Annotated in this window: 17 protein-coding genes; all 17 read left to right on the top strand. The window is 32.8% G+C overall.

From position 1 onward, the window contains the following. Positions 1 to 103: 103 nt before the first annotated feature. The 17 genes from A8B79_RS13590 to A8B79_RS13510 all read left to right on the top strand — a co-directional run bounded on the left by A8B79_RS13590 (position 104) and on the right by A8B79_RS13510 (position 20,891). Positions 104 to 664 carry a CatB-related O-acetyltransferase gene (locus tag A8B79_RS13590; RefSeq protein ID WP_235603738.1) on the top strand — a complete coding sequence of 187 codons (561 nt, stop codon included), beginning with the start codon at positions 104 to 106 and terminating at the stop codon, positions 662 to 664. Then, positions 654 to 1,877 (top strand): O-antigen ligase family protein, encoded by a 1,224-nt coding sequence (locus tag A8B79_RS13585; RefSeq protein ID WP_066223702.1) that lies wholly within the window; start codon positions 654 to 656, stop codon positions 1,875 to 1,877. The genes A8B79_RS13590 and A8B79_RS13585 overlap by 11 nt, the downstream gene beginning before the upstream one ends. 27 nt (positions 1,878 to 1,904) lie before the next feature. Continuing rightward, on the top strand, positions 1,905 to 3,125 hold the full coding sequence (locus A8B79_RS13580; protein ID WP_066223701.1) for a glycosyltransferase: 1,221 nt from the start codon (positions 1,905 to 1,907) through the stop codon (positions 3,123 to 3,125). Beyond that, positions 3,112 to 4,287: a glycosyltransferase gene (locus A8B79_RS13575; protein WP_066223699.1), complete on the top strand. Its 1,176-nt coding sequence runs from the start codon at positions 3,112 to 3,114 to the stop codon at positions 4,285 to 4,287. The genes A8B79_RS13580 and A8B79_RS13575 overlap by 14 nt, the downstream gene beginning before the upstream one ends. Continuing rightward, positions 4,277 to 5,425 (top strand): glycosyltransferase family 4 protein, encoded by a 1,149-nt coding sequence (locus A8B79_RS13570; protein ID WP_066223697.1) that lies wholly within the window; start codon positions 4,277 to 4,279, stop codon positions 5,423 to 5,425. Before A8B79_RS13575 ends, A8B79_RS13570 begins: the two co-directional genes overlap by 11 nt. After that, on the top strand, positions 5,422 to 6,522 hold the full coding sequence (locus A8B79_RS13565; protein WP_082894191.1) for a glycosyltransferase family 4 protein: 1,101 nt from the start codon (positions 5,422 to 5,424) through the stop codon (positions 6,520 to 6,522). The genes A8B79_RS13570 and A8B79_RS13565 overlap by 4 nt, the downstream gene beginning before the upstream one ends. 3 nt (positions 6,523 to 6,525) lie before the next feature. Then, a complete protein-coding gene (asnB, locus tag A8B79_RS13560) occupies positions 6,526 to 8,400 on the top strand; it encodes an asparagine synthase (glutamine-hydrolyzing) (protein WP_066223695.1) in 1,875 nt (624 codons plus the stop codon). Between the two features lie 10 nt (positions 8,401 to 8,410). Then, complete coding sequence (locus A8B79_RS13555; protein WP_066223692.1) at positions 8,411 to 10,549, top strand: bi-domain-containing oxidoreductase; 2,139 nt, start codon at positions 8,411 to 8,413, stop codon at positions 10,547 to 10,549. Next, positions 10,549 to 11,712, top strand: a complete 1,164-nt coding sequence (locus A8B79_RS13550) for a D-glucuronyl C5-epimerase family protein (RefSeq protein WP_066223691.1) — start codon at positions 10,549 to 10,551, stop codon at positions 11,710 to 11,712. The genes A8B79_RS13555 and A8B79_RS13550 overlap by 1 nt, the downstream gene beginning before the upstream one ends. Further along, positions 11,709 to 12,767, top strand: coding sequence for a DUF354 domain-containing protein (locus A8B79_RS13545; RefSeq protein WP_066223689.1), 1,059 nt, complete (start codon positions 11,709 to 11,711; stop codon positions 12,765 to 12,767). The genes A8B79_RS13550 and A8B79_RS13545 overlap by 4 nt, the downstream gene beginning before the upstream one ends. After that, the gene (gene wecB / locus A8B79_RS13540; protein ID WP_066223688.1) at positions 12,768 to 13,862 is read left to right on the top strand and encodes a non-hydrolyzing UDP-N-acetylglucosamine 2-epimerase; all 1,095 of its coding nucleotides are present in this window, start codon (positions 12,768 to 12,770) and stop codon (positions 13,860 to 13,862) included. A 170-nt stretch (positions 13,863 to 14,032) separates the two neighbouring features. After that, entirely contained in the window at positions 14,033 to 15,100 is a 1,068-nt protein-coding gene (locus tag A8B79_RS13535) for a glycosyltransferase family 4 protein (protein WP_066223687.1), read from the top strand. Positions 15,101 to 15,222: 122 nt separating this feature from the next. After that, positions 15,223 to 15,921: a sugar transferase gene (locus tag A8B79_RS13530; protein WP_082894190.1), complete on the top strand. Its 699-nt coding sequence runs from the start codon at positions 15,223 to 15,225 to the stop codon at positions 15,919 to 15,921. Positions 15,922 to 16,446: 525 nt separating this feature from the next. Further along, the gene (locus A8B79_RS13525; protein WP_153038443.1) at positions 16,447 to 17,931 is read left to right on the top strand and encodes a hypothetical protein; all 1,485 of its coding nucleotides are present in this window, start codon (positions 16,447 to 16,449) and stop codon (positions 17,929 to 17,931) included. Between the two features lie 86 nt (positions 17,932 to 18,017). After that, complete coding sequence (locus tag A8B79_RS13520; RefSeq protein ID WP_066223682.1) at positions 18,018 to 19,190, top strand: nucleotide sugar dehydrogenase; 1,173 nt, start codon at positions 18,018 to 18,020, stop codon at positions 19,188 to 19,190. Continuing rightward, on the top strand, positions 19,190 to 20,218 hold the full coding sequence (locus A8B79_RS13515; RefSeq protein WP_066223681.1) for a Gfo/Idh/MocA family protein: 1,029 nt from the start codon (positions 19,190 to 19,192) through the stop codon (positions 20,216 to 20,218). Before A8B79_RS13520 ends, A8B79_RS13515 begins: the two co-directional genes overlap by 1 nt. A gap of 103 nt (positions 20,219 to 20,321) precedes the next feature. Continuing rightward, entirely contained in the window at positions 20,322 to 20,891 is a 570-nt protein-coding gene (locus A8B79_RS13510) for an acyltransferase (RefSeq protein WP_066223679.1), read from the top strand. The last annotated feature ends 20 nt before the right edge of the window (positions 20,892 to 20,911 follow it).

Genomic DNA, 20,911 nt, shown 5'->3' with positions numbered 1-20,911 from the left:
AATCATTTATAGATATATTCTAAAAAGGAGGCATATTAATTTAGAATTCGGAAATAAAGCTTATGCTGATCTTAGAACTAATTTTGAGGGTAATAATGTAATAATGAAGAATTCTTCTATCTCAAGATCCGAAATCGGGTTTGGAAGTTATCTGTCAGGAAACACAAGCCTTAGTAGGGTAAAAATTGGAAGATATTGTAGTATCGGTCAAAATGTAAAGAATAGTTTTGGTATTCATCCTACTGATTTTATATCGAGTCACCCAGCATTTTATTCAACAAAAAAACAGGCTGGGTTCAGTTTTGTGGATGAAGATAAAATTGAAGAGCATAAATATGTAGATAAAGAAAGGCGGTTTTTAAATATCATTGGAAATGACGTATGGATTGGAAATAATGTATCTTTAATGGATGGTATCGCAATCGGTGACGGAGCAATTATAGGAACCGGAGCGGTAGTAACAAAAGACATTGCTCCATATACTATTGTAGGCGGAATACCCGCAAGAAAGATCAGAACAAGATTTTCTGAAGATGTAACTGAGTTTTTAGTCAAGTTTCAATGGTGGAATAAAGATGAAAAATGGATTCAGGAACACGCTAATTTATTCGATGACATTGTAAAATTCATGAATTACATTGAAGGGAGTTTCGATGAAGTTTAAGTTCTCTTCGGTTCTAAATAGTTTTTATTTCTTAACAATTTTATTCTTTTCGGGTTACGCTACAAGTTTTTATCGAAGCACAAAGGGATTAGCTTTTATTTTAGTACTGAGTGTCACAGTTTTTTTGCTCAATAGAATAAAAATTCGAAAAGATTTTTTTGTACTCATTATTTTATGGACACTGTACTGTTCATTTACGATGCTTGTATATGATGATTTGTTTTTTGGATTCTATCTCCGTCATTTGAGTTATTTCTTGGCAGGTTATGTACTTCTATGTTTATTTAAAGAAAATTTTACTCGCAAGTATGAAACAGCTCTATACTACCTTGCTATAATAAGTCTGTTTTTTTGGGCTTGGCAATTAATTTCATATCAAAGTCTGTATAGTTTTATGCAAGTTTTTGATATTGGTAATTTTGAATCTACTCAATCTGGAACTAGTAGTAAAAATGTCCTTGTTTATACCATTCATTATAACCACATATTTAGAAATTGCGGGTTTACTTGGGAACCAGGACCATTTTCAATCTTTCTCTGCCTTGCTCTATACTTTAATATTATAAACTCAGAAGTAAAACCGTTTAAAAATCGCCGCTTTTTTGTGCTATTAGTTGCATTATTAAGTACCCAGTCTACAACAGGTTACTTGATCTTTATCATATTGCTAACTTATATACTGATAGTAAAATATAGAGTAAGTTTGCAAAAAATAGTAGTAGGCTTTGCTTTTTTAAGCGTAGCAATTTATGTGTTTTTAACAGTCGATTTTTTATTCCTTAAGATCAGAGACTTATATATTGCTGGAAATGCTGATACTATTATAAACCAAGCTAGAACCTCTAGTCAAGGGAATTTCTCATTTGGTAGATTTGCAGTGTTTACAATTGGATGGAGAGATTTTATTAATCATCCATTTTTGGGGTATGCGGGTGCAAGTCATTTGACTTATTTAAATCAATTAGGTGTAAATATAAATATTGTTAGTGGGTTAAGTACAATATTTGGAATGTATGGGATATTTTGGGTTTTATTAGGAACATTTTATACAATTAAATCATCTAAATTTTTCTCGAGTGTTTATCAAAGTAATACAAAGTATGCATTAGCTATAATTATAGGTTTAAGTCTTTTTAGTTTTCATTCACAAACCTTTTACATTCTATATACGCCAATGTTTTACTATATGCTTAACATCAAATTAAAATCATAAAATTCACTGTTAAGGCGTTAATAGTTTATGCTAAAAACAAAAATGGTGTGGGTAACTGGGGACGGATTGAGATTTCCATATGGAAATGCATCAACTAATAGATTAGCTGAAATTGCAAAAGGATTTCAAAGTAATGGGTTAAAGGCCAAATTTATTCCTTTTTCTAGACCTGCCACACTAACTAGAGGAAATTATAATACAATAAAATTTGAATATTATTTTGATAATGGTAAAAGTAAGTACTCAAATAAGTTTTTAACATTTTTAAATTTTAGGAGTAGAGTAGCTACACTAAGTGAGGCTTGTAAAAAGGATAATGTAAGTCTGATATTTTGTGGTACCTCATCCATATCAAGTTTAATGATACTTTGGTCTGTAGGACGTAAGTGCGGCATTCCAATTGTATACGATATTGTTGAAGATCCTATCTCATCTTGGTTGGCAAAGGATTTAAAACATTTTTCTTTTAAAGATTGGGTTCGTCATATTTTAAATCTACTAAAGTTGCCACTTATATATTTATTAGGATGGAAACTACCTAACTATATATGTGCAATTACAAATGAATTGAAACATAGGATTATTAGTACAGGTGTCGATTCTAAAATTATTTATACTTTTCCAATTGTAAAATTTATATCAGAAGCTGAATCAGAATCAATTACTCAAAAACCGATTCAAGATAAAAGGGCCACATTAATTCATTCAGGGAGTACTTATTTTCCAAAGGATGGAATCGGAACAATAATGGAATCAGTACGATTTCTGGTAGAAAAAGACATTTCAATTAATTTGGAGTTTTATGGTCCAATTCAGGAGCTAGAGTCAAGTCGAATTAATGAATTTGCTAAAAAACACCGATTAGAAGAGAATATTAAGGTAAAAGGTCTAGTTGAACTTCCAGAATTATTTGAAGCCCAACGAAATGCAATGGCTCTTATTTGTTTTAAACCCTCTATTAAGCAAAACCGGTTTAATTTTGCAACAAAAATTATTGATTATCTTAATTCGGGACGTCCCGTAATTCTATCAGATTTGCCTGTATACGATTCTTTTTTTGAAGATGGAAAAAATGCATTGATATGCAATGAATTTAATGTTGAAGCTCTAGCAGAGAAGATTGAGTACCTCTACAAACAACCTGAAAAGGCAAATCAAATTGGAATAGAGGGAAAAAAAATCTTAAAAAGTGAATTTAATTCTTCTGGACTAACAGCTTCACTTTTAACTTTTATTGATCAAAACTGAAGTGAAAATAGAAAATTGTTTATTGATTTCATCAAGAGGTAGGTTTATAAGTTCTTCTGAAAGATATTTTTTTCAGGAAGGTGATGGATTTTATTTGGATAGGATTAGTTCTTTTTTTGATAAAACGGATATAATTGCAAAGGAAGTATCCCCAAAAAATGTACAGAACGAAACTTATCGACTCAAAGAAGGAATCGAATGTTTTGACACGAAGAGCTTAATTCAAAAAGATTTTTTTAGACTCATTAGCCTTATTCGTAACGCAAATATTGTCTATGTTTTTTATCCTCTTAAATCAAGTTTAATAATTGCAATAATTGCAAAATTATTCGATAAAAAAGTCATAGCCTATAATGGAGGAGTTTGGAGTGAGATGAAGGTTTTGGGTAAAAGCCAAGGAATTTTATCAAAGGTTAAATATTCTTTTTATCAAAATCTTGAATATCTTTCTGTTCTATTAAGTAATGTTTATATAGTAAATAATAACCAGTTATATGATTATTATTCTCCTAAATTTGATTTACTTAAAACATCACCACTTTTAAGGATTGAAAAGAAAGATGTTTATTACCGTGAGGACACCAATATAAACGAAACAGTCGAACTATTATGTGTGAGTCACGTAAAAGAAGGGAAAAAAATTATTGAGATTTTGGAGTCTTTTCAAAGTCTTATAAAATCTAATTCCGGTAAAAAATTTAATTTAACAATTGTAGGTAAATATGACCATACTTCGGGTTATGCAAAAAAAGTATTTGAGTATATCAGGGAAAATAAACTAAATGATAAAATTACATTTTCAGGGATTGTAAATGATTTTTCACGTATGATTAGATACTACAGAGAATCTGATATGCTGATTTTGGTTACAGAGAGTGAGGGTTTTCCTCGTGTTCTTTGGGAAGCTTTTTCTCAATCCTTGCCAGTAATTTGTTCCTCCCTTCCAAATATAGAAATTGAATTTCTTGATAAAGAGAGTCCAATATATACTTTAGAAAGCAATGAACCTGTGAAAATCACTAAAGCTATAACAGACCTATTAAACGATTCGGCACTTAGACAAAATTTAGTTCAAAATGGATTGCAAGCTTTTAAAGAGAAAACCAAAGAAACGCCCTTAAAACAGTTTCAAATTATCTTAAATAGGATTAATGAAAACTGAGAGTCAAATAAAAGTGTTAGTAATACAGAAAGGATTTTCTAATTATAGAAAATCTATATTCGATAAACTAAACAATCGATACAATTTTAAACTATTACATTCATACTCTAAACTCGGAATTAAAGAAATAAAGACTGAATATTCCACTGAAATTGGGAAAATAAAATATGCAAAAAAGGAAACAGCAGTATATTTAAATGTTTTTTCTGAAGTAGCTAAATTTCAACCTGATGTAATAATACATGAATTTACACCTAGTATTTTGTCTCTGTTCCCACTGATTTTACTGCGCAAATATTTAGGCTTTAAGTTAATTTTGTGGGGTCATGGCTTTAACAAGAAAAGAGGATTTGGTAAAAAAGGATTTATATTTAGGGTGAGGAAATGGTATATCAATATGGCTGATGCCGTAGTATTTTATTCAAATAACAATAAAGATATTATTAAAAAACTTTTTCCTTCGGATAAATATTTCGTTGCAAACAATTCTTTAGATACAGAAACTTTTGCCAAAATTAATGATGGATTTATAAAGAAAGGGAAGAGCGCTATAAAAAATGATTTAGGTATCGCATATAACCATGTGGTACTTTTTATTGGCAGACTTTTGGAAGATAAAATACTTCCTGAATACTTTACTGAAGTAATACAAAAAATTTCATCTGAAAAAGATGGCATTGGTGTTTATATAATAGGCGAAGGACCTTCCAAAGAAACATTGAAAGTACAATTGAATAGTAAAAACCTTAACAATGTACATTTTTTAGGAGCAATTTATGATGAACAAGTAAATTCAAAATATCTTTTTGTATCCGATATTTTACTAATGCCTGGTTATGTAGGACTAGCTGTAAATCATGCTTTATCATTTAGTTGCCCTATAGTAACATTTGAAGAAGGAAAAGAAGGACCATACCATAGTCCTGAAATAGAATACCTTCAAAACCATAAAACCGGCTACAGAGCAAAAAATATGGATACTGAGGATATGTCTAATTTTATAATCGAATACTTAAATGACCTTTCATTACAGAATACAATGGAGGTTGAGATGAAAAGAATGGTAGAAGAAAAATGTTCAATAGGGCATATGGAAGAAGGTTTTAGAAGCGCAATAAAATATTGCTTAAACAGATGAAAAGTATAAAAAAAAGAATCCTTCTTTTAATTAAAATCCCCCCTCCTATAACTGGGGCAACTCTTATGAATAAGCAGGTTTATGACAGTGAATGTATTAGACAAAACTTTGATATTAGATCAATAACTTTAAGCTATGCCAATAGTGTTAGCGATTTGGGTAAAGTAAACTTTAGTAAGATCAAAATTTTCTTAAAAACAATCATTAGATTAAACAAAGAACTCATATTTGAAAGACCTAATGTTGTTTATTTTCAGCTTTCTCCAATCGGGTTTGTTTTTTATAGAGACTTAATCTATATCATCTTTATTAAATTTTTTAGGGTAAAAATCCTTTTCCATTTACATGGCAAAGGCATAAGTGAAATGGCAAGTAATCGTATACAGTATTTACTGTATCGTTTTGCTTTCAAAAACTCAGACATAATCTGTCTTTCTGAGTTATTAAAATATGATGTGAAGCCTGTTTTTGATGGAAAAATTCATATAGTTAATAATGGTATACCGGAAATGGGTAAACCAAAACCGAAAACAGAAAATCTTACTGAAAATGAGAAAGTAAAGTTGCTTTTTCTATCTAATCTGATCAAATCGAAAGGTATTTTAGATTTTATATCAGCTTTAAAATTACTTAATAAACGTGGTATCCCATTTAGGGCTATCATTGTCGGAGGTGAGGGGGACATAAATAAAGAAGAATTGAATATAGCTTTAAAGAAGAATAATCTTACAAGCATAGTTGAATATGTTGGACCAAAATATGGTAAAGAAAAAAAAGAAATATATGCAGTTTGTGATGTAGTTGTATTCCCTACAAAGAATGATACATGGGGGAACGTAATCTTGGAAGCTATGCAGTTTGCAAAGCCTGTAGTAGCAACTAATGAAGGTTCTATTCCTGAAATTATAGACAATGGAGTAACGGGCTTTATCGTCGATAAAGCCGCTCCGGAACAAATTGCAAAAAAAATCGAATTTTTAATTAATAATACTGGAACAAGAAAAAAAATGGGTATAGCTGCACGCGATAAATATCTCGAAAAATATACTGTTTCAATATTTGAAAATAATCTTTCAAGAGTATTTGATAAAGTATAAGTTATGTGTGGAATAGTTGGTTTTTTTAATTGTGGTTCCTTAGATCAGTTGGAAAATGCAGTGACATGTATTCATCACAGAGGACCAGATTCATTTGATACTGAGTGGTTTAATGATAAGAATTCTGGCTTAGGGCATGTTAGGTTATCAATAATCGACCTGACAGAAGGCGGAAAGCAACCTAAATTTGATCCAAACACTAGAAACTGGATTATATATAATGGTGAAGTATATAATTATAAAGATGTACGATCTAAGCTAGATAAGAAAGGACATCAATTCTTATCAGACTCTGATACAGAGGTAATACTTAAAGCCTATTCAGAGTGGGGGCGTGATGCACTTCAATACTTAAATGGGATGTTTTCATTTGTCATTTATAATGAAAATTCTGGGAATGTTTTTGCCTGTCGTGACAGGTTAGGAATAAAACCATTTTATTATTATCAGAAAGGCAATAAACTGATTATTGCCTCAGAAATAAAGTCTATCCTGGAATGTAACGATTACGTTAGAGCCCCTGACCTGCATGCATTACATACCCCTGTACATTATCAGGTTTCACCTCAAACAGGTTTTAGGGATATAAAAAAATTAGAAGCTGGTCATTATTTAACCTTTATCGAAGGGGATTTTTTTGTAGGCAAGTATTGGGATATAAAACCATCTGAAGAACCTATAAATGAAAAAGATGCATTCGAAAGATTAGACGAGCTTTTAAAAGATTCGATAAGATTGCAAATGATTTCTGATGTACCCGTTGGAGCTTTGTTGAGTGGAGGTTTAGACTCATCTCTTATATGCGTAATGATGCAAAAGTTAATGGATGAACCTCTGAACACATTTACCATTAAATTCAAGGAAGAAGATTTAAAAAGACAGGGAAATGTTGATGATTCTGTCTATGCTAAAAAATTAGCCCGGTTGCATAATTTTAATCACCATGAAATTACTATAGAGCCAGATGTTGTAGATTTGTTACCCAAAATGATTTATAGTCTAGAGGAGCCAATTGCAGATCCGGCTGCTATTAACACATATTTAATTTCTAAGGAAGCAAGAGATGCTGGAATTAAAGTGTTGCTATCAGGGATGGGAGCAGATGAAGTTTTTTCTGGTTATCGTCCACATGCAGATAGTTATCAAAAAGTTCCAAAATCAATTAGAAGTACTATTGCAGCATTATTTGAGCACATTCCGTCGAGTAACAAAACAAGAGATTTTAAGTATATTAGATGGGTTAAAAGTTTCTTAAACTTTGCGTCACTTCCTAGGGGAAGCAGAGCTTTATTAATGAAAAATTCTGCTTTGCAAGAAGAAGATTTTTATAAGTACTATGCCGAAGATTTTAAGTATGATGAATCTTTATACATACAAAAGGGATCAGAGCTTTTTTCAGAAAATGAATCACTCTCTTATTTAACTAAGATATGTTATTTGGATACAATGATGTATATGCCAGATCACAACTTAACTTATCTTGATAAAGCAATGATGGCAGCCAGTGTTGAAGGGCGCCCCCCTCTAATTGATCATAGAATTGTTGAATTTATGTTCGCATTGCCACCTAAATTTAGGATAAATGGTAATACACAGAAATACTTGTTAAAGAAAGTGTCTGAGAAGTATCTTCCTGAGGACATAATATACAGACCAAAAGCTCCATTTAGTGCACCAATGCGGGGTTGGTTGAAGAAAGAGCTAAAAGAAATGGTAAATGATGTGTTATCTTATGACTCTTTAAAGAGAAGAGGTATATATAATGCCAAATACGTTAAAGAGCTCATCGAAAGAAATGACAAAGGGTTAGAAGATAATTCACAGCTTATTTGGAGGCTAATGGTAAATGAGCTTTGGATGCAAACTTTTTTTAAATAATAATAGATTTATGGAACAGCTTACACAACAGTTAAAATCTGGTAAAATGGAGATATTAGAAGTTCCATTTCCGGAATTGAATAAAGGCAACATTTTAGTAAGGAATCATTTCTCAGTGATAAGTTCTGGCACTGAAGGAAAAACTGTCTCTGATGCCAGAAAAGGCTATTTAGCCAAGGCCAAAAGCCGCCAGAAAGAAGTAAAGCAAGTTATTGAAATGGTAAAAACCAATGGCTTAGTTGAAACATATAGCAAGGTAATGAATAAGTTGGAGGCACCCTCACCGCTTGGGTATAGCTGTTCTGGTGAGGTCATTGCGGTTGGAAAAGAAGTAAAGAACTTTAAGGTGGGAGATTGGGTAGCATGCGGGGGTAATTCTGCTAGGCATGCGGAGGTAGTTTCAGTTCCCATAAATTTAGCTGTAAAGGTGCCCAAAGATGTGTCATTAAAGCATGCAGCGTTTACAACAATTGGAGCGATTGCAATACAAGGTATTCGACAAGCTGAGTTAAGCTTAGGAGAGAATTGCTTAATAATTGGAATGGGTTTGATTGGTCAAATCACGTACAAAATTCTTGAAGCTTCAGGCAACTACCCAATTGGTATCGATATATCACAATCACATGTGGATCAAGCTAGGAAGATTGGTCTAAAGAATGTATATAATCGTAATCAAGATGGTATTGAAGATATCATAGAAAGTTTTACCAATGGTTATGGTACAGATTCAATAATAATTACAGCCGGAACCTCATCATTGGATCCTGTAGAGTTTGCTGGGGAAATGGCAAGATCTAAAGCAAAAATAGTTATTGTAGGTGCTGTACCTACAGGTTTTAGTCGTGCAAATTACTACAAGAAAGAGTTAGATCTTCGAATGTCATCTTCATATGGCCCCGGAAGAAATCAACTAAATTATGAAGAGAAGGGATTGGACTATCCAATTGGATATGTTAGATGGACTGAAAACAGAAATATGCAAAGCTTTGTAAAGCTATTAGAAGCAAATCGAATAACCATTGAGCCTTTAATTACACATTCATTTTCCCTGATAGATGCTCCGAGTGCATACGATATGATTTTGGAGAACAGTGAATTTTTTACTGGTATATGTATAGAATACGACATTGATACTCAGATTAAAAGTAGTATTGAGTTAAACAATAGAAACTTTAATAGTGAGGAAGTAAATGTAAGTTTTATAGGTGCGGGTTCGTTTGCACAAGGTACTCTGCTTCCAAATATTAAGGGTAAATGCAATTTAGTTGGTGTGTCCACCAACAGTGGCACATCATCAAAATATGTTGCTGATAAATATGGTTTCAAATATTGTGCAGCTGAGTCGGATGAAGTTTATAATGACCCTAATACTAATACAGTTTTTATTACAACTAGGCATAATCTACATGCTGATTCAGTAATTAAAGCTCTGGAAAACGGTAAAAATGTCTTTGTGGAAAAACCGTTGGGTATGAATGAAGAAGAGTTGGAAAAAATAAGTGAAGCATATAAAGAGGCTCATAACAGTGGGCATAATGTTCACTTAATGGTCGGTTTTAATCGTAGGTTTGCACCGGCTATTCAAAAAGCAATTGAACTATTTGATTCAGCTCGTCCAAAATCTATTATGATAAGAGTAAATGCTGGTATACTTCCGAAAGATCATTGGGTGAATGATGCTGATATTGGTGGAGGCAGAGTGATTGGTGAAGCTTGTCATTTTATTGATTTAGCAAGACATATTGGCGGAAGTAAAATTATATCAGTATCTGCTGAAGCAATAGATGATCCAAATGATCTTCACAATACAGTTGTTGTAAATTTGAAGATGGAAAATGGTAGTATAGCAACCATAAATTATTTTTCAAACGGTAATAAGAATCTTGAAAAGGAATTTATCGAAATTTATTCCGGGGGTACTATTGCACAAATAAATGATTTTAAGGAATTAAATATTTTTGGAAAGAAGAAAGAACGGATTAAGTATAAGGGGCAAGATAAAGGGCATAAAAATGAAATCGAATTATTTCTGAAATCAATTCGGGATGGAGAACCGACGCCAATTCCTTTCGAAGAATCCTATGAAAGTTCTTTAGTAACTTGTAAAGTGCTGGAAAGCATTACCAAAAACGATAAAATATTATTTTAGTGACTATTGATAAAAGCTTAACAGCACTCGAAGATTATATTATTGCAAACGATTTTAAGGGCTACGATCCTTACGATACATTGAATTCAAAAATACCTTTTAAAAAATTAGGTAAGTGGATTCCGGTTTTAGCAACTCAGTTTCAAAAAAGAAACCCAATACATATCAGGCCAATAATTGGGGTTGATAAAGGGATCAATCCAAAAGCATATGGATTATTTATCAATGCATTTAGTAAAATGTTTAGAATAACTAATAATGAAAAATATTTAGAAAAGGCAGAACGATTTATTGAATGGTTAGACAGTAATAAGTCACAGGGTTATGAGAATGCCTGTTGGGGATATAATTTTGATTGGGCAAGCCCAACTAAATTGGTTCCCGCTTATAGCCCTTCTGTTGTTGTTACTGCTTTTATTGTAAAGGGTTTATATGAATATTATAAGATCACTGAAGATCAAAGAGCAAAAGAAATAATACTTAGTGCTGCTAAATATGTTTTTCATGATTTGCCTAAATATGAAAATGAATACGGTAGTTGTATCAGCTATACAGATATTCAAATAGATGTTTGCCATAATGCAAACCTTTTAGGTGCTGAAGTACTTTCATGTGCATATACTTTAAACAATAATGAAGACTATAAAAATTTAGCTGAAAGCTCCTTAGCATTTACAATGGCCTATCAAAAGGAGGACGGTCGTTGGAATTATAGTCTCGACCCTGAAACAGGAAATGAAAAAAAACAGGTGGATTTTCATCAAGGTTATGTGTTGGAATCAGCAATGAAAATTATAGACATTTGTAATTTTGGGGATAAATATTTAAAGCAAATAAAAAAGGGGTTATTCTTTTATAAGAATGAGCAATTTAACGCAAGTGGAAAATCCTATTGGAGAATACCAAAAAAATACCCAGTTGAAATACATAACCAATCTCAGGGAATAATCACTTTTATAAAATTTAAGGATATAGATCCATCATTTGAGAATTTTGCTGATAGAATTGCTCATTGGACAATTGATAACATGCAACATAAAAAAGGATTTTTTTATTATCAGATACGCCGTTTCTTTACAATAAAAATTCCTTACATGAGGTGGTCTCAAGCGTGGATGTACTTGGCATTGGTTGATTTTAAATATTACAAAACTAAAGAATGAAAGTATTATTTCACTTAGGGCACCCTGCTCATTTTCATCTGTTTAAAAACGTAATTAAGAAATTAGATGAAAACGGACATAAGTCTTTAATACTGATTAAGGAAAAGGATGTATTAAGAAATTTACTTGAAGATTCGGGTTTTGACTTTCACAATATATTACCGGAAGGGAAAAGTTCAGGTCGTCTGGGGTTGGTTAAAGATTTATTTAAAAGAGGAAGCCGAATTTTAAGCTTTTGTAAAGAACATAAACCGGATGTGCTAATTGGCACTTCTCCGGATATATCTTACATAGGTAAGTTTCTTGGTATTCCCGCAATCAATGTACAAGAAGATGATGCAGCTATTGTACCACTTCACGCTTGGATTGCTTATCCATGGGCTACTCAAATTTTAAGTCCTACAAGCTGTGATAACGGGCGTTGGAAAAAAAAGACAATTACTTATTCTGGTTATCACGAGTTGGCTTACTTGCATCCGGATCATTTTGTACCTAAAAAAGAAATAGTAAACAAGTATATAAAAGCTGATGAGCCATATACCGTTTTGAGATTTGTTAGTTTAAATGCTCATCATGATGAAGGTATAAGTGGATTAAGTGACGACTTGGCTGTTAAGCTGATTGAAATTTTAAATCCTAAAGGGAAAGTAATTATTACTTCTGAAAGAGAGTTGAAACCAGAAGTTGAAAAATATAGAATTCCTGTAAACCCAAGCGATATTCATCATATATTAGCACATGCTAATTTGGTTATTGGAGACAGCCAAACTATGTCAGCAGAGGCTGGAGTTTTAGGAACTCCTTATATTCGTTTTAATGATTTTGTAGGTAAGCTTGGCTACTTAGAAGAGTTAGAGAATAAGTATGAATTAGGATTTGGATTTACATCTGATCAGTCTGAACAAATGATTGCAAAGGTCAAAGAACTAATATCGAGCCAAGCCAAAGATACTTTTTCAAATAGAAGGAAATTGATGTTAAAGGATAAAATCAATGTGGCAGATTTTATTTACGATTATTTAATAAATCAAGAATATCATAAAAATAAGAATTAAATGTTTATAGATCTTATTGCCGGGGCAAGACCCAATTTCATGAAAATTGCCCCAATTATTGACGCTATCAAAGAGGAACAAGATGCTGGTGTTAATCTAAATTTTCGGCTGGTACATACCGGGCAGCATTATGATAAAAACATGAGTGGTTCGTTTTTTGAACAGCTGGGTATTCCTGATCCTGATGAGAACTTAGGTGCAGGTGGAGGGACTCAAGCTGAACAGACTGCGTCTATAATGATCGGTTATGAAAAATTACTCATGAATAAGCCTTCTGATCTTTGTATAGTGGTAGGAGATGTAACCTCTACTTTAGCTTGTGCGATTACAGCTCAGAAGATGCATATTCCGGTTGCTCATGTAGAGGGCGGAATCCGGTCTAATGATTGGAAAATGCCGGAAGAGATAAATCGTCTGGCTACTGATGCAATCACGAACTATTTCTTTACAACTTCAGAAATTGCTAATGGTAATCTCAATAAAATTGGAATAGAAGATGAACGGGTTTTCTTTGTTGGGAATACTATGATTGATACTTTATTGAAACATAGAGAAAGGTTTAAAAAACCTGAAGTTTGGGATGAAGTAGAATTAGAAAAGGGGAATTTTATTGTAATGACATTGCATCGCCCATCCAATGTAGATGAGGAAGAGAATCTAAAATCTCTAATGAATGAGATTATATTGAATACTAAAGATTTACCCTTAATATTTCCAGTTCATCCAAGGACCGCTAAAATGCTAAAAAATATAGGGATTTCTCACGAGAGACTGCATATGATTGAGCCATTGGGTTATCTTGAGTTTAATTATCTTGTAGAGCGTTCAAAGGCAGTGATCACTGATTCAGGTGGGATAACCGAAGAAACAACAGTAATGGGTATTCCTTGCTTAACTCTTCGAAATAGTACTGAAAGACCCGAAACAATTTCTATTGGAACGAATGAGCTTTTGGGAATGGATCCTGAGGCGATAAAGCCAGCATTAGAAACACTTTTTAACGGAGACTGGAAAAAAGGAGGAATACCAAAGCTTTGGGATGGTAAAGCATCTAATAGGATTGTAGGACATCTAAAGGATATTTTTAAGATTTAATATTTTAAATATAGATTGTCGGTTTAACTTTTTTTAAAGAATATAAAATTTTCTTCTTTATATAAGTCTTCAGGTAGTGTGAATTACTGAATAAACACTTGATTATCTATAGTTTTACAGATAATTAGAGGTATTTTTTTTGTTATTTTTGAACTTATAGATTGTCTTTTATGCATATAGCCATAATTGGCTCCAGAGCTTCGATACACGTAGTGAGGTGGGCTAATTCATTATCTAAGATTGGAATCAATGTGACTGTGTTTACTATGCATGAAAAGGAAGAAAGCTTTGTAAACCAAGTTAATGTTATAAGTTTGCCGTTTAAGAATCCTTATGGCTATATACTAAATATCCCAGTTCTTTATAAGAAGTTAAAAAAACTTGAACCCGACTTTATCCACTCATTCTATGCTTTCGGCCATAGCTTTTTAGCAAGAATGACAGGCTATAAACCTCACGTTGTTTCAGTGCTAGGTAGCGATATTTATGATGATCCTAATAAGAATTTTATATATAAATGGGTAGTTAAAAAAAACATCTTGTCTGCTGACACTATCTGCTCTACAAGTAATGTCATGGCTGAAAAGATTAAAGAAGTTATTGGGGAAGATAGAGAAATTCAGATCACTCCATTTGGAGTAGACATAGAAAAATTTGTAAAAAAAACGGACTTAAAGGACCATGACTTTGAGCTTACAATAGGCACTGTAAAGAAATTAGAAGATAAATATGGGGTTGATGTTTTAATACGATCTTTTGCTTTGTTTGTGGGAAAATTCCCTGATTTAAAAACAAGATTGGTAATAGTAGGTGAAGGGAGTAAGAGAGAAGAATTAATAACTCTATCAAAAAAGTTGAATGTATTTGAAAAATGTGAGTTTGTCGGTTCAGTAAAACATGATGAAGTTCCTTGTTGGTTAAATAAATTTGACATTTTTTTAGCTCTGAGCAGATTGGATTCTGAGAGTTTTGGAGTTTCAGTAATTGAAGCAATGGCATGTGAGTTACCGGTTATTGTTAGCAATGTAGGCGGGCTTAAAGAAGTAACACAGAACGGTGAGACAGGCTTGATCGTCCCAAATGAAGATCCTGTTGAAGTTTCTAAGAAAATTGAATATTTATATCAGAACCCTAAACAAGCAAGTGAATTAGGAAAAAATGCCCGCTCAGTGGTATTTTTAAAATATTCATGGAAGGAGTCAGTGGAAATAATGAATAACATTTATAAGAGTTTATAATAAAATTCTAATTTTTGATCTAGAATAGTAATTTGATATCTTGATTTAGATGTTTATTTTAGTTCTCGTTTAAATTTAGACTAGTTTATACGATTACACAGGCTAAAAATAATGTTAGGGATATGGCGGAGATTTTAGAAACAAAGGGTGCTTCGGTATTATTTAGAAAGGAGCGAGAAAGAGAGAAGTTGCCATCTGAATTTTTAACCCCGAAGAGTAGCAGATATATCAAAATTAAATATTTGGTAGAATATCTGATCGCTCTTACAATATTTGTATCGCTTTCTCCAATACTGATAACTATTGCGGTTTTAATAAAGCTGGATTCCAAAGGGGATGTTTTATTTCGGCATAAAAGATATGGACTAACAGGAGAGCCTTTTTACGTATATAAATTCAGAACTATGATTGATGGGGCTCATGATCTTCAATCAAAAATAAGCCATATGAACGAAATGGATGGTGGAAAATTATTTAAATCTGATAAGGACCCCAGAATCACATCTTTGGGAAGGTTCTTAAGAAAAACAAGCTTGGACGAATTGCCTCAATTGATAAATATTCTGAAAGGAGAAATGACAATAATTGGGCCTAGACCAATCTCGACTCCTATAACTGACTATGAATTAGAGGAATTACAAAGATTTCAATTAAAGCCAGGTTTAGGATGCATTTGGCAAGCATATTTTCGCCACCATACAGACTTCAGTATGTGGATGAAAACAGATATCATGTACGTTAAAAATATCGGCTTCAAATTAGACGTAAAGCTATTTTTTACTATTCTTAAAGGTGTTTTGCTTAAAAAAGGCGCTCGTTAAACATTTGTTTATTAATGAATTTTGGAATTCTAGTAGTAGAGTTTATCAATTCTAAATTGATAGTTCTAAATAACTTAAAATTGATATTTACCTCTAAAGAGGATTTATGATTAATAATAAGGTTCCAATAACCTGATTTTAAAAGAGAAATTGAAATTTAATGAGGTCCTTTCCTTATCTCCCTATTTTACTATCTTGGTAATAAATTAAAAGTATTACTGAAGAGTGAGTTTTGTTATTCTAAAACAAGTTTCACTAGTATATGAAGTAGCTTCATTGTTGATTTACATATCAAATACCTTGAATTATCAAGATGCTGATTGACTAGCGGCCGATAGGATAAATATGAGAAATGTAATTAAAGATTACCATCCAAAAAAAAGGAATCATATATTCATGGTCTAGCTTCAAAGATCGGTTCTTAATTATTTTTTTATGAGATTTTACTTCCTGCTGGTATTGTTTTTTGTTTTCAGTATTACGGTTTCGGCTCAGTCCAATAAGATTCTGACTTTGAATCTAAGAGTGTATGATCATATAACACACTTACAAAATAGAGGACTTCTTTTAGAATTAGATCCAACATCTTTGCCCTATACCACCGGTGAAGTCTATGAAGCACTACTGAAAGTAGAAGAAGAAACACTATCAGAGGTCGAAGCGGTTTGGTATAACTCGGTTAAAAAAGTCGTTTCACCCAAAAGCAAAGATGTAGAAGAGAAAGCAGTGGTTATCAATGCTTCTATAGAAGGAGGTTTTAATTTTAAAAATACCAATAGACTAAACCTACTAAGACCAGAAGATAAAAATTTATATTTTTCCCCAATTAGTGCCGCTAAGTTTTATTTGGAGGGAGGAAGTTTTGGTGGTCAATTTAATCTCAGACAAGATGAAACTTATTTTATAGATCCGGACGGAGTGAATCCGTTTGGTCGATTCCATACACGCGCTGAAGATTTCTATTTTGGTTATCAGGCAGAGTATTTAAAAATTTATTTTGGGCGCTACAGGAATCATTGGGGAGTATACGGTCAGTCCTCTACAATTCTTAGTTCTAACCCATTTCCTTATGACAATATAAATTTTCGTTTTGGGAATAATCGGTTAAATATCGAGGGTATTTTTGGTGAGTTAGATAATTTGAGTGAAAATGGAGATTTTGATCCATTCACCGGAGGAAGAGAACCTCAAATAAATGGTACAAGAAGATATTTAGCTGCTCATAAAATAAATTGGAGTCCAAATAATAGTTTAAGATTAAGTTTATTCAGAACTGCGCTATATTCATCTAATACTTCTTCAATATCTTTAAAGTATCTGAATCCTTTTAATGATTTACTCTTTGATAGGACAAATAACCCCAACAATCATTTCAATAATACTTTTATAGGTGGATCATTGTGGTTGAATAAAGGTCGCTTTACAATGAATGGACAAGTAACCTTGGATGATATTCATTTAACCAATAATGATGAAAGGATGACAGCCAGTGTTATTGGGATGATGAACTTCAGTGAGTTATTTTATAACACCGATTTGGGAATTAAATTGGAAGTGATTTCATATCAGAGTTACAATACATCTACTCAGATAAGCGGTAGATACCTTTATATGGGTCGTGGAATAGCTACTCAGTTTAATGATTATGTTCTAGCTTCAGTACATACTGAACATTTTGCATACAATTTATTAAAAGGATTAAGAATTAAGCCTGAAATAACACTCTTGCTACAAGGAGAACAAGAAATTGACCAGCCCTTTTATAAAATTGAACCTGATGGAAGTTTGCCTCCGTTTGTGCTAACTGGAACTGTTGAACAAACACTCAGAGGGGCTTTAAATTTATCGTTTAATCCAATACCTGAATTTTGGTTAGAAGGTGAATTTGGGATTAACGATGTTCAGAATAAAAACAATATAGAGAATAATGATGTCGTTGAGTTGACGGGCATGTTGATAGCTGGTTTTAGGCTCAGTTTAACCAAAATTTTAAATAATGAATCAAAATAGGTCATAATTTACACAGCAATATTTTGATGATACTTATTATCTTTAGAAACTATACTTTACAATAAATTCTCAGATTAGTTTAATTTATGAAAATAGCAGTAGCAGGAACCGGATATGTTGGATTATCTCTTGCGGTACTTTTATCACAACATCATGAGGTAGTAGCGGTTGATATTGTAAAAGACAAAGTCGATCTCATAAACAACAGAAAGTCACCAATAACAGACAAGGAAATAGAGAATTTTTTTAAGAATAATGATCTGAATCTTTCTGCTACACTGGATTCTGTTACAGCTTATAAAGGTGCTGAGTTTGTGATTATAGCAACTCCTACTAATTATGATCCGGACACCAATTTTTTTGATACAAGTTCGGTGGAATATGTAATCAAAGATGTAATGGAAAAAAACCCGGAAGCAGTCATGGTTGTTAAATCTACGGTTCCGGTTGGTTATGTCGAAAAAACCAAAAAAGAACTTGGGTGTGAAAACTTGATATTCTCTCCTGAATTTCTACGGGAAGGGAAGGCGCTGTTCGATAATTTAAATCCTTCCAGAATTGTAGTTGGAGAACGTTCGGAGAGAGCCGAAAGGTTCGCAGCGCTATTAGTTGAAGGATCAAAAAAAAGTGAGAATGAAATTCCTGTTTTATTCACTGATTCAACTGAAGCTGAGGCTATTAAGTTATTTTCAAATACTTATTTGGCAATGAGAGTGGCTTATTTTAATGAATTAGATTCTTATTGCGAAACTCATTCATTAAGTAGTGAGCAGGTAATTGAAGGTGTGGGTTTAGACCCTCGTATTGGAGATCACTATAACAATCCCTCTTTTGGATACGGAGGTTATTGCCTTCCAAAAGATACCAAACAATTATTAGCGAATTTCCAAGATGTTCCTAATAATTTGATAAGAGCAATAGTTGATGCAAACAGAACTCGAAAAGATTTCATTGCAAGACAGATCATTAAGAATGAACCTAAAATAGTTGGTATTTATCGATTGGTGATGAAGCAAGGTTCTGATAATTTCCGGGCTAGTGCCATTCAAGGCATAATGAAACGAATCAAGGCTAAAGGAATTGAAGTAGTAGTTTTTGAGCCCTATCTAAAAGAAGATGAATTTTATCATTCAAAGGTTATCAGAGACTTAGATGCTTTTAAGAAAATGTCAGATGTAATTGTTGCCAACAGAATGGTTACAGAAATAGAAGATGTAGTGGATAAAGTTTACACCAGAGACCTTTTTGGGCAAGATTAATGAGCAAGATTAAGTTTTCTGTACTCGGCTTTGGGAGGATCGGTCAGCGTCACGCCAAAATTATACATGAGTATAAAGATTCTGAATTGATATCAGTTGTAGATACTGATGCTGTACAACTTGAAGCAGCTCATTCACTTAATCTTAACCCTGAAAAATATACATCAATTCAAGACTTCCTGATTAAAGATAAACTTGAATCTGAAGTTGTAAATATTGCTACTCCTAATGGCTTCCATACTGATTATGCGATAAAATTGTTAGAAGCAGGCTATCATGTTGTAATAGAAAAACCAATGGGGCTTACATTGGAAAGTTGTGAGAAAGTTTTATCAACAATGATAGAAACAGGTAAACAGGCTTTTGTAGTTAAACAAAACAGATATAGTCCACCGTCACTTTGGTTAAAAAAAGTAGTATCTGAGAATATACTCGGGGATATTCTGATGGTACAAACAAATTGTTATTGGAACAGAGATCAAAGATATTATTCTACGAGTGATTGGAGAGGCACAAATGATCTAGATGGAGGCGCTCTTTTTACTCAATTCAGCCATTTCATAGATTTACTATATTGGGTGTTTGGGGATATTAAAAATGTTAGGTCTGTAATCAAGAATTTCACACATTCCGATCTTGAAAATTTTGATGACTCAGGATTTGCTCAGTTTGAATTTTTAAAAGGGGGCATAGGTTGTCTGAATTACTCAACTTCATGTTGGGATAAAAATATGGAAAGCAGTATAACGGTAGTGGGAACCAAAGGGAGCCTGAAAGTTGGCGGTCAGTATATGAACGAGATCGAATACTGCCATATTGAAAACTATGAAAAACCGGATCTTCCTGAAACCAATCCTCCAAATGATTACGGGCCGTATAAAGGAAGTGCAGCTAATCACCATTATGTAATCGAGAATGTTGTTAATGCATTAAAAGGCCATGAATCTGCAACCACTAATGTATTTGAAGGAATGAAGGTGGTTGGTTTTATTGAAAAAATATACAGAGCCGGCGGCTTCATAAAGTAATTTTTAGTGCAGAGTTTTTAGTTTTGATTATATTCAGCTATCAGCTATCAGCTATCAGCTATCAGCTATCAGCTAAATTCAAATCAAAACTAAATTTATTACGTTGAGTGTGTATATAGACAAAACCGCTATTGTTGAAAAAGATGTGCAAATCGGTGAAGGCACCAAAATATGGCACTGGGTCCATGTTATTTCAGGAGCAGAAATTGGGAGTAATTGTGTGCTAGGTCAGAATGTATTTGTGGGAGGTAAAGCGGTTTTAGGAAATAATGTAAGAGTTCAGAATAATGTGTCTATTTATGATGAAGTTATTTTAAAAGATGATGTATTTTGCGGTCCGTCCATGGTTTTTACTAATGTAATTAATCCCAGAAGTCATGTAACCCGAAAGGAAGAATATAAAAAAACAATAGTTGAACAAGGGGCTTCTATTGGAGCAAATGCCACGATCGTATGTGGTAATAAAATTGGTGAATATGCATTTATTGGAGCCGGATCTGTAATAACAAAACCGGTAAATCCTTATGCTTTGGTTGTTGGGAATCCGGCTAAACAAATTGGTTGGGTTTCTAAAGCAGGTATCAGACTTCGATTTGATGAGTCAAATAAAGCAAAGTGTGAAGAAACAGGAGAAGAATATTTCTTAAAAAATGGAGAAATATTTCCAGGCTAAACACCAATTTCAGATACCAA

Source organism: Balneola sp. EhC07, from assembly GCF_001650905.1.
In the GTDB taxonomy this organism is placed as follows: Bacteria; Bacteroidota; Rhodothermia; order Balneolales; family Balneolaceae; genus Balneola.
The sequence above is the reverse complement of the archived record's forward strand: the minus strand, read 5'-3'. Positions and strand labels throughout refer to the sequence as shown.

Excerpts from the sequence above, each read along its gene's own strand:
- A8B79_RS13570 (WP_066223697.1), top strand. The coding sequence starts at position 4,277 with ATGAAAACTGAGAGTCAAATAAAAGTGTTAGTAATACAGAAAGGATTT.
- wecB (WP_066223688.1), top strand. The coding sequence starts at position 12,768 with ATGTTTATAGATCTTATTGCCGGGGCAAGACCCAATTTCATGAAAATT.
- A8B79_RS13515 (WP_066223681.1), top strand. The coding sequence starts at position 19,190 with ATGAGCAAGATTAAGTTTTCTGTACTCGGCTTTGGGAGGATCGGTCAG.
- A8B79_RS13590 (WP_235603738.1), top strand. The coding sequence starts at position 104 with ATGAAGAATTCTTCTATCTCAAGATCCGAAATCGGGTTTGGAAGTTAT.
- A8B79_RS13585 (WP_066223702.1), top strand. The coding sequence starts at position 654 with ATGAAGTTTAAGTTCTCTTCGGTTCTAAATAGTTTTTATTTCTTAACA.
- A8B79_RS13565 (WP_082894191.1), top strand. The coding sequence starts at position 5,422 with ATGAAAAGTATAAAAAAAAGAATCCTTCTTTTAATTAAAATCCCCCCT.
- A8B79_RS13520 (WP_066223682.1), top strand. The coding sequence starts at position 18,018 with ATGAAAATAGCAGTAGCAGGAACCGGATATGTTGGATTATCTCTTGCG.
- asnB (WP_066223695.1), top strand. The coding sequence starts at position 6,526 with ATGTGTGGAATAGTTGGTTTTTTTAATTGTGGTTCCTTAGATCAGTTG.
- A8B79_RS13530 (WP_082894190.1), top strand. The coding sequence starts at position 15,223 with ATGGCGGAGATTTTAGAAACAAAGGGTGCTTCGGTATTATTTAGAAAG.
- A8B79_RS13545 (WP_066223689.1), top strand. The coding sequence starts at position 11,709 with ATGAAAGTATTATTTCACTTAGGGCACCCTGCTCATTTTCATCTGTTT.
- A8B79_RS13555 (WP_066223692.1), top strand. The coding sequence starts at position 8,411 with ATGGAACAGCTTACACAACAGTTAAAATCTGGTAAAATGGAGATATTA.
- A8B79_RS13580 (WP_066223701.1), top strand. The coding sequence starts at position 1,905 with ATGCTAAAAACAAAAATGGTGTGGGTAACTGGGGACGGATTGAGATTT.
- A8B79_RS13535 (WP_066223687.1), top strand. The coding sequence starts at position 14,033 with ATGCATATAGCCATAATTGGCTCCAGAGCTTCGATACACGTAGTGAGG.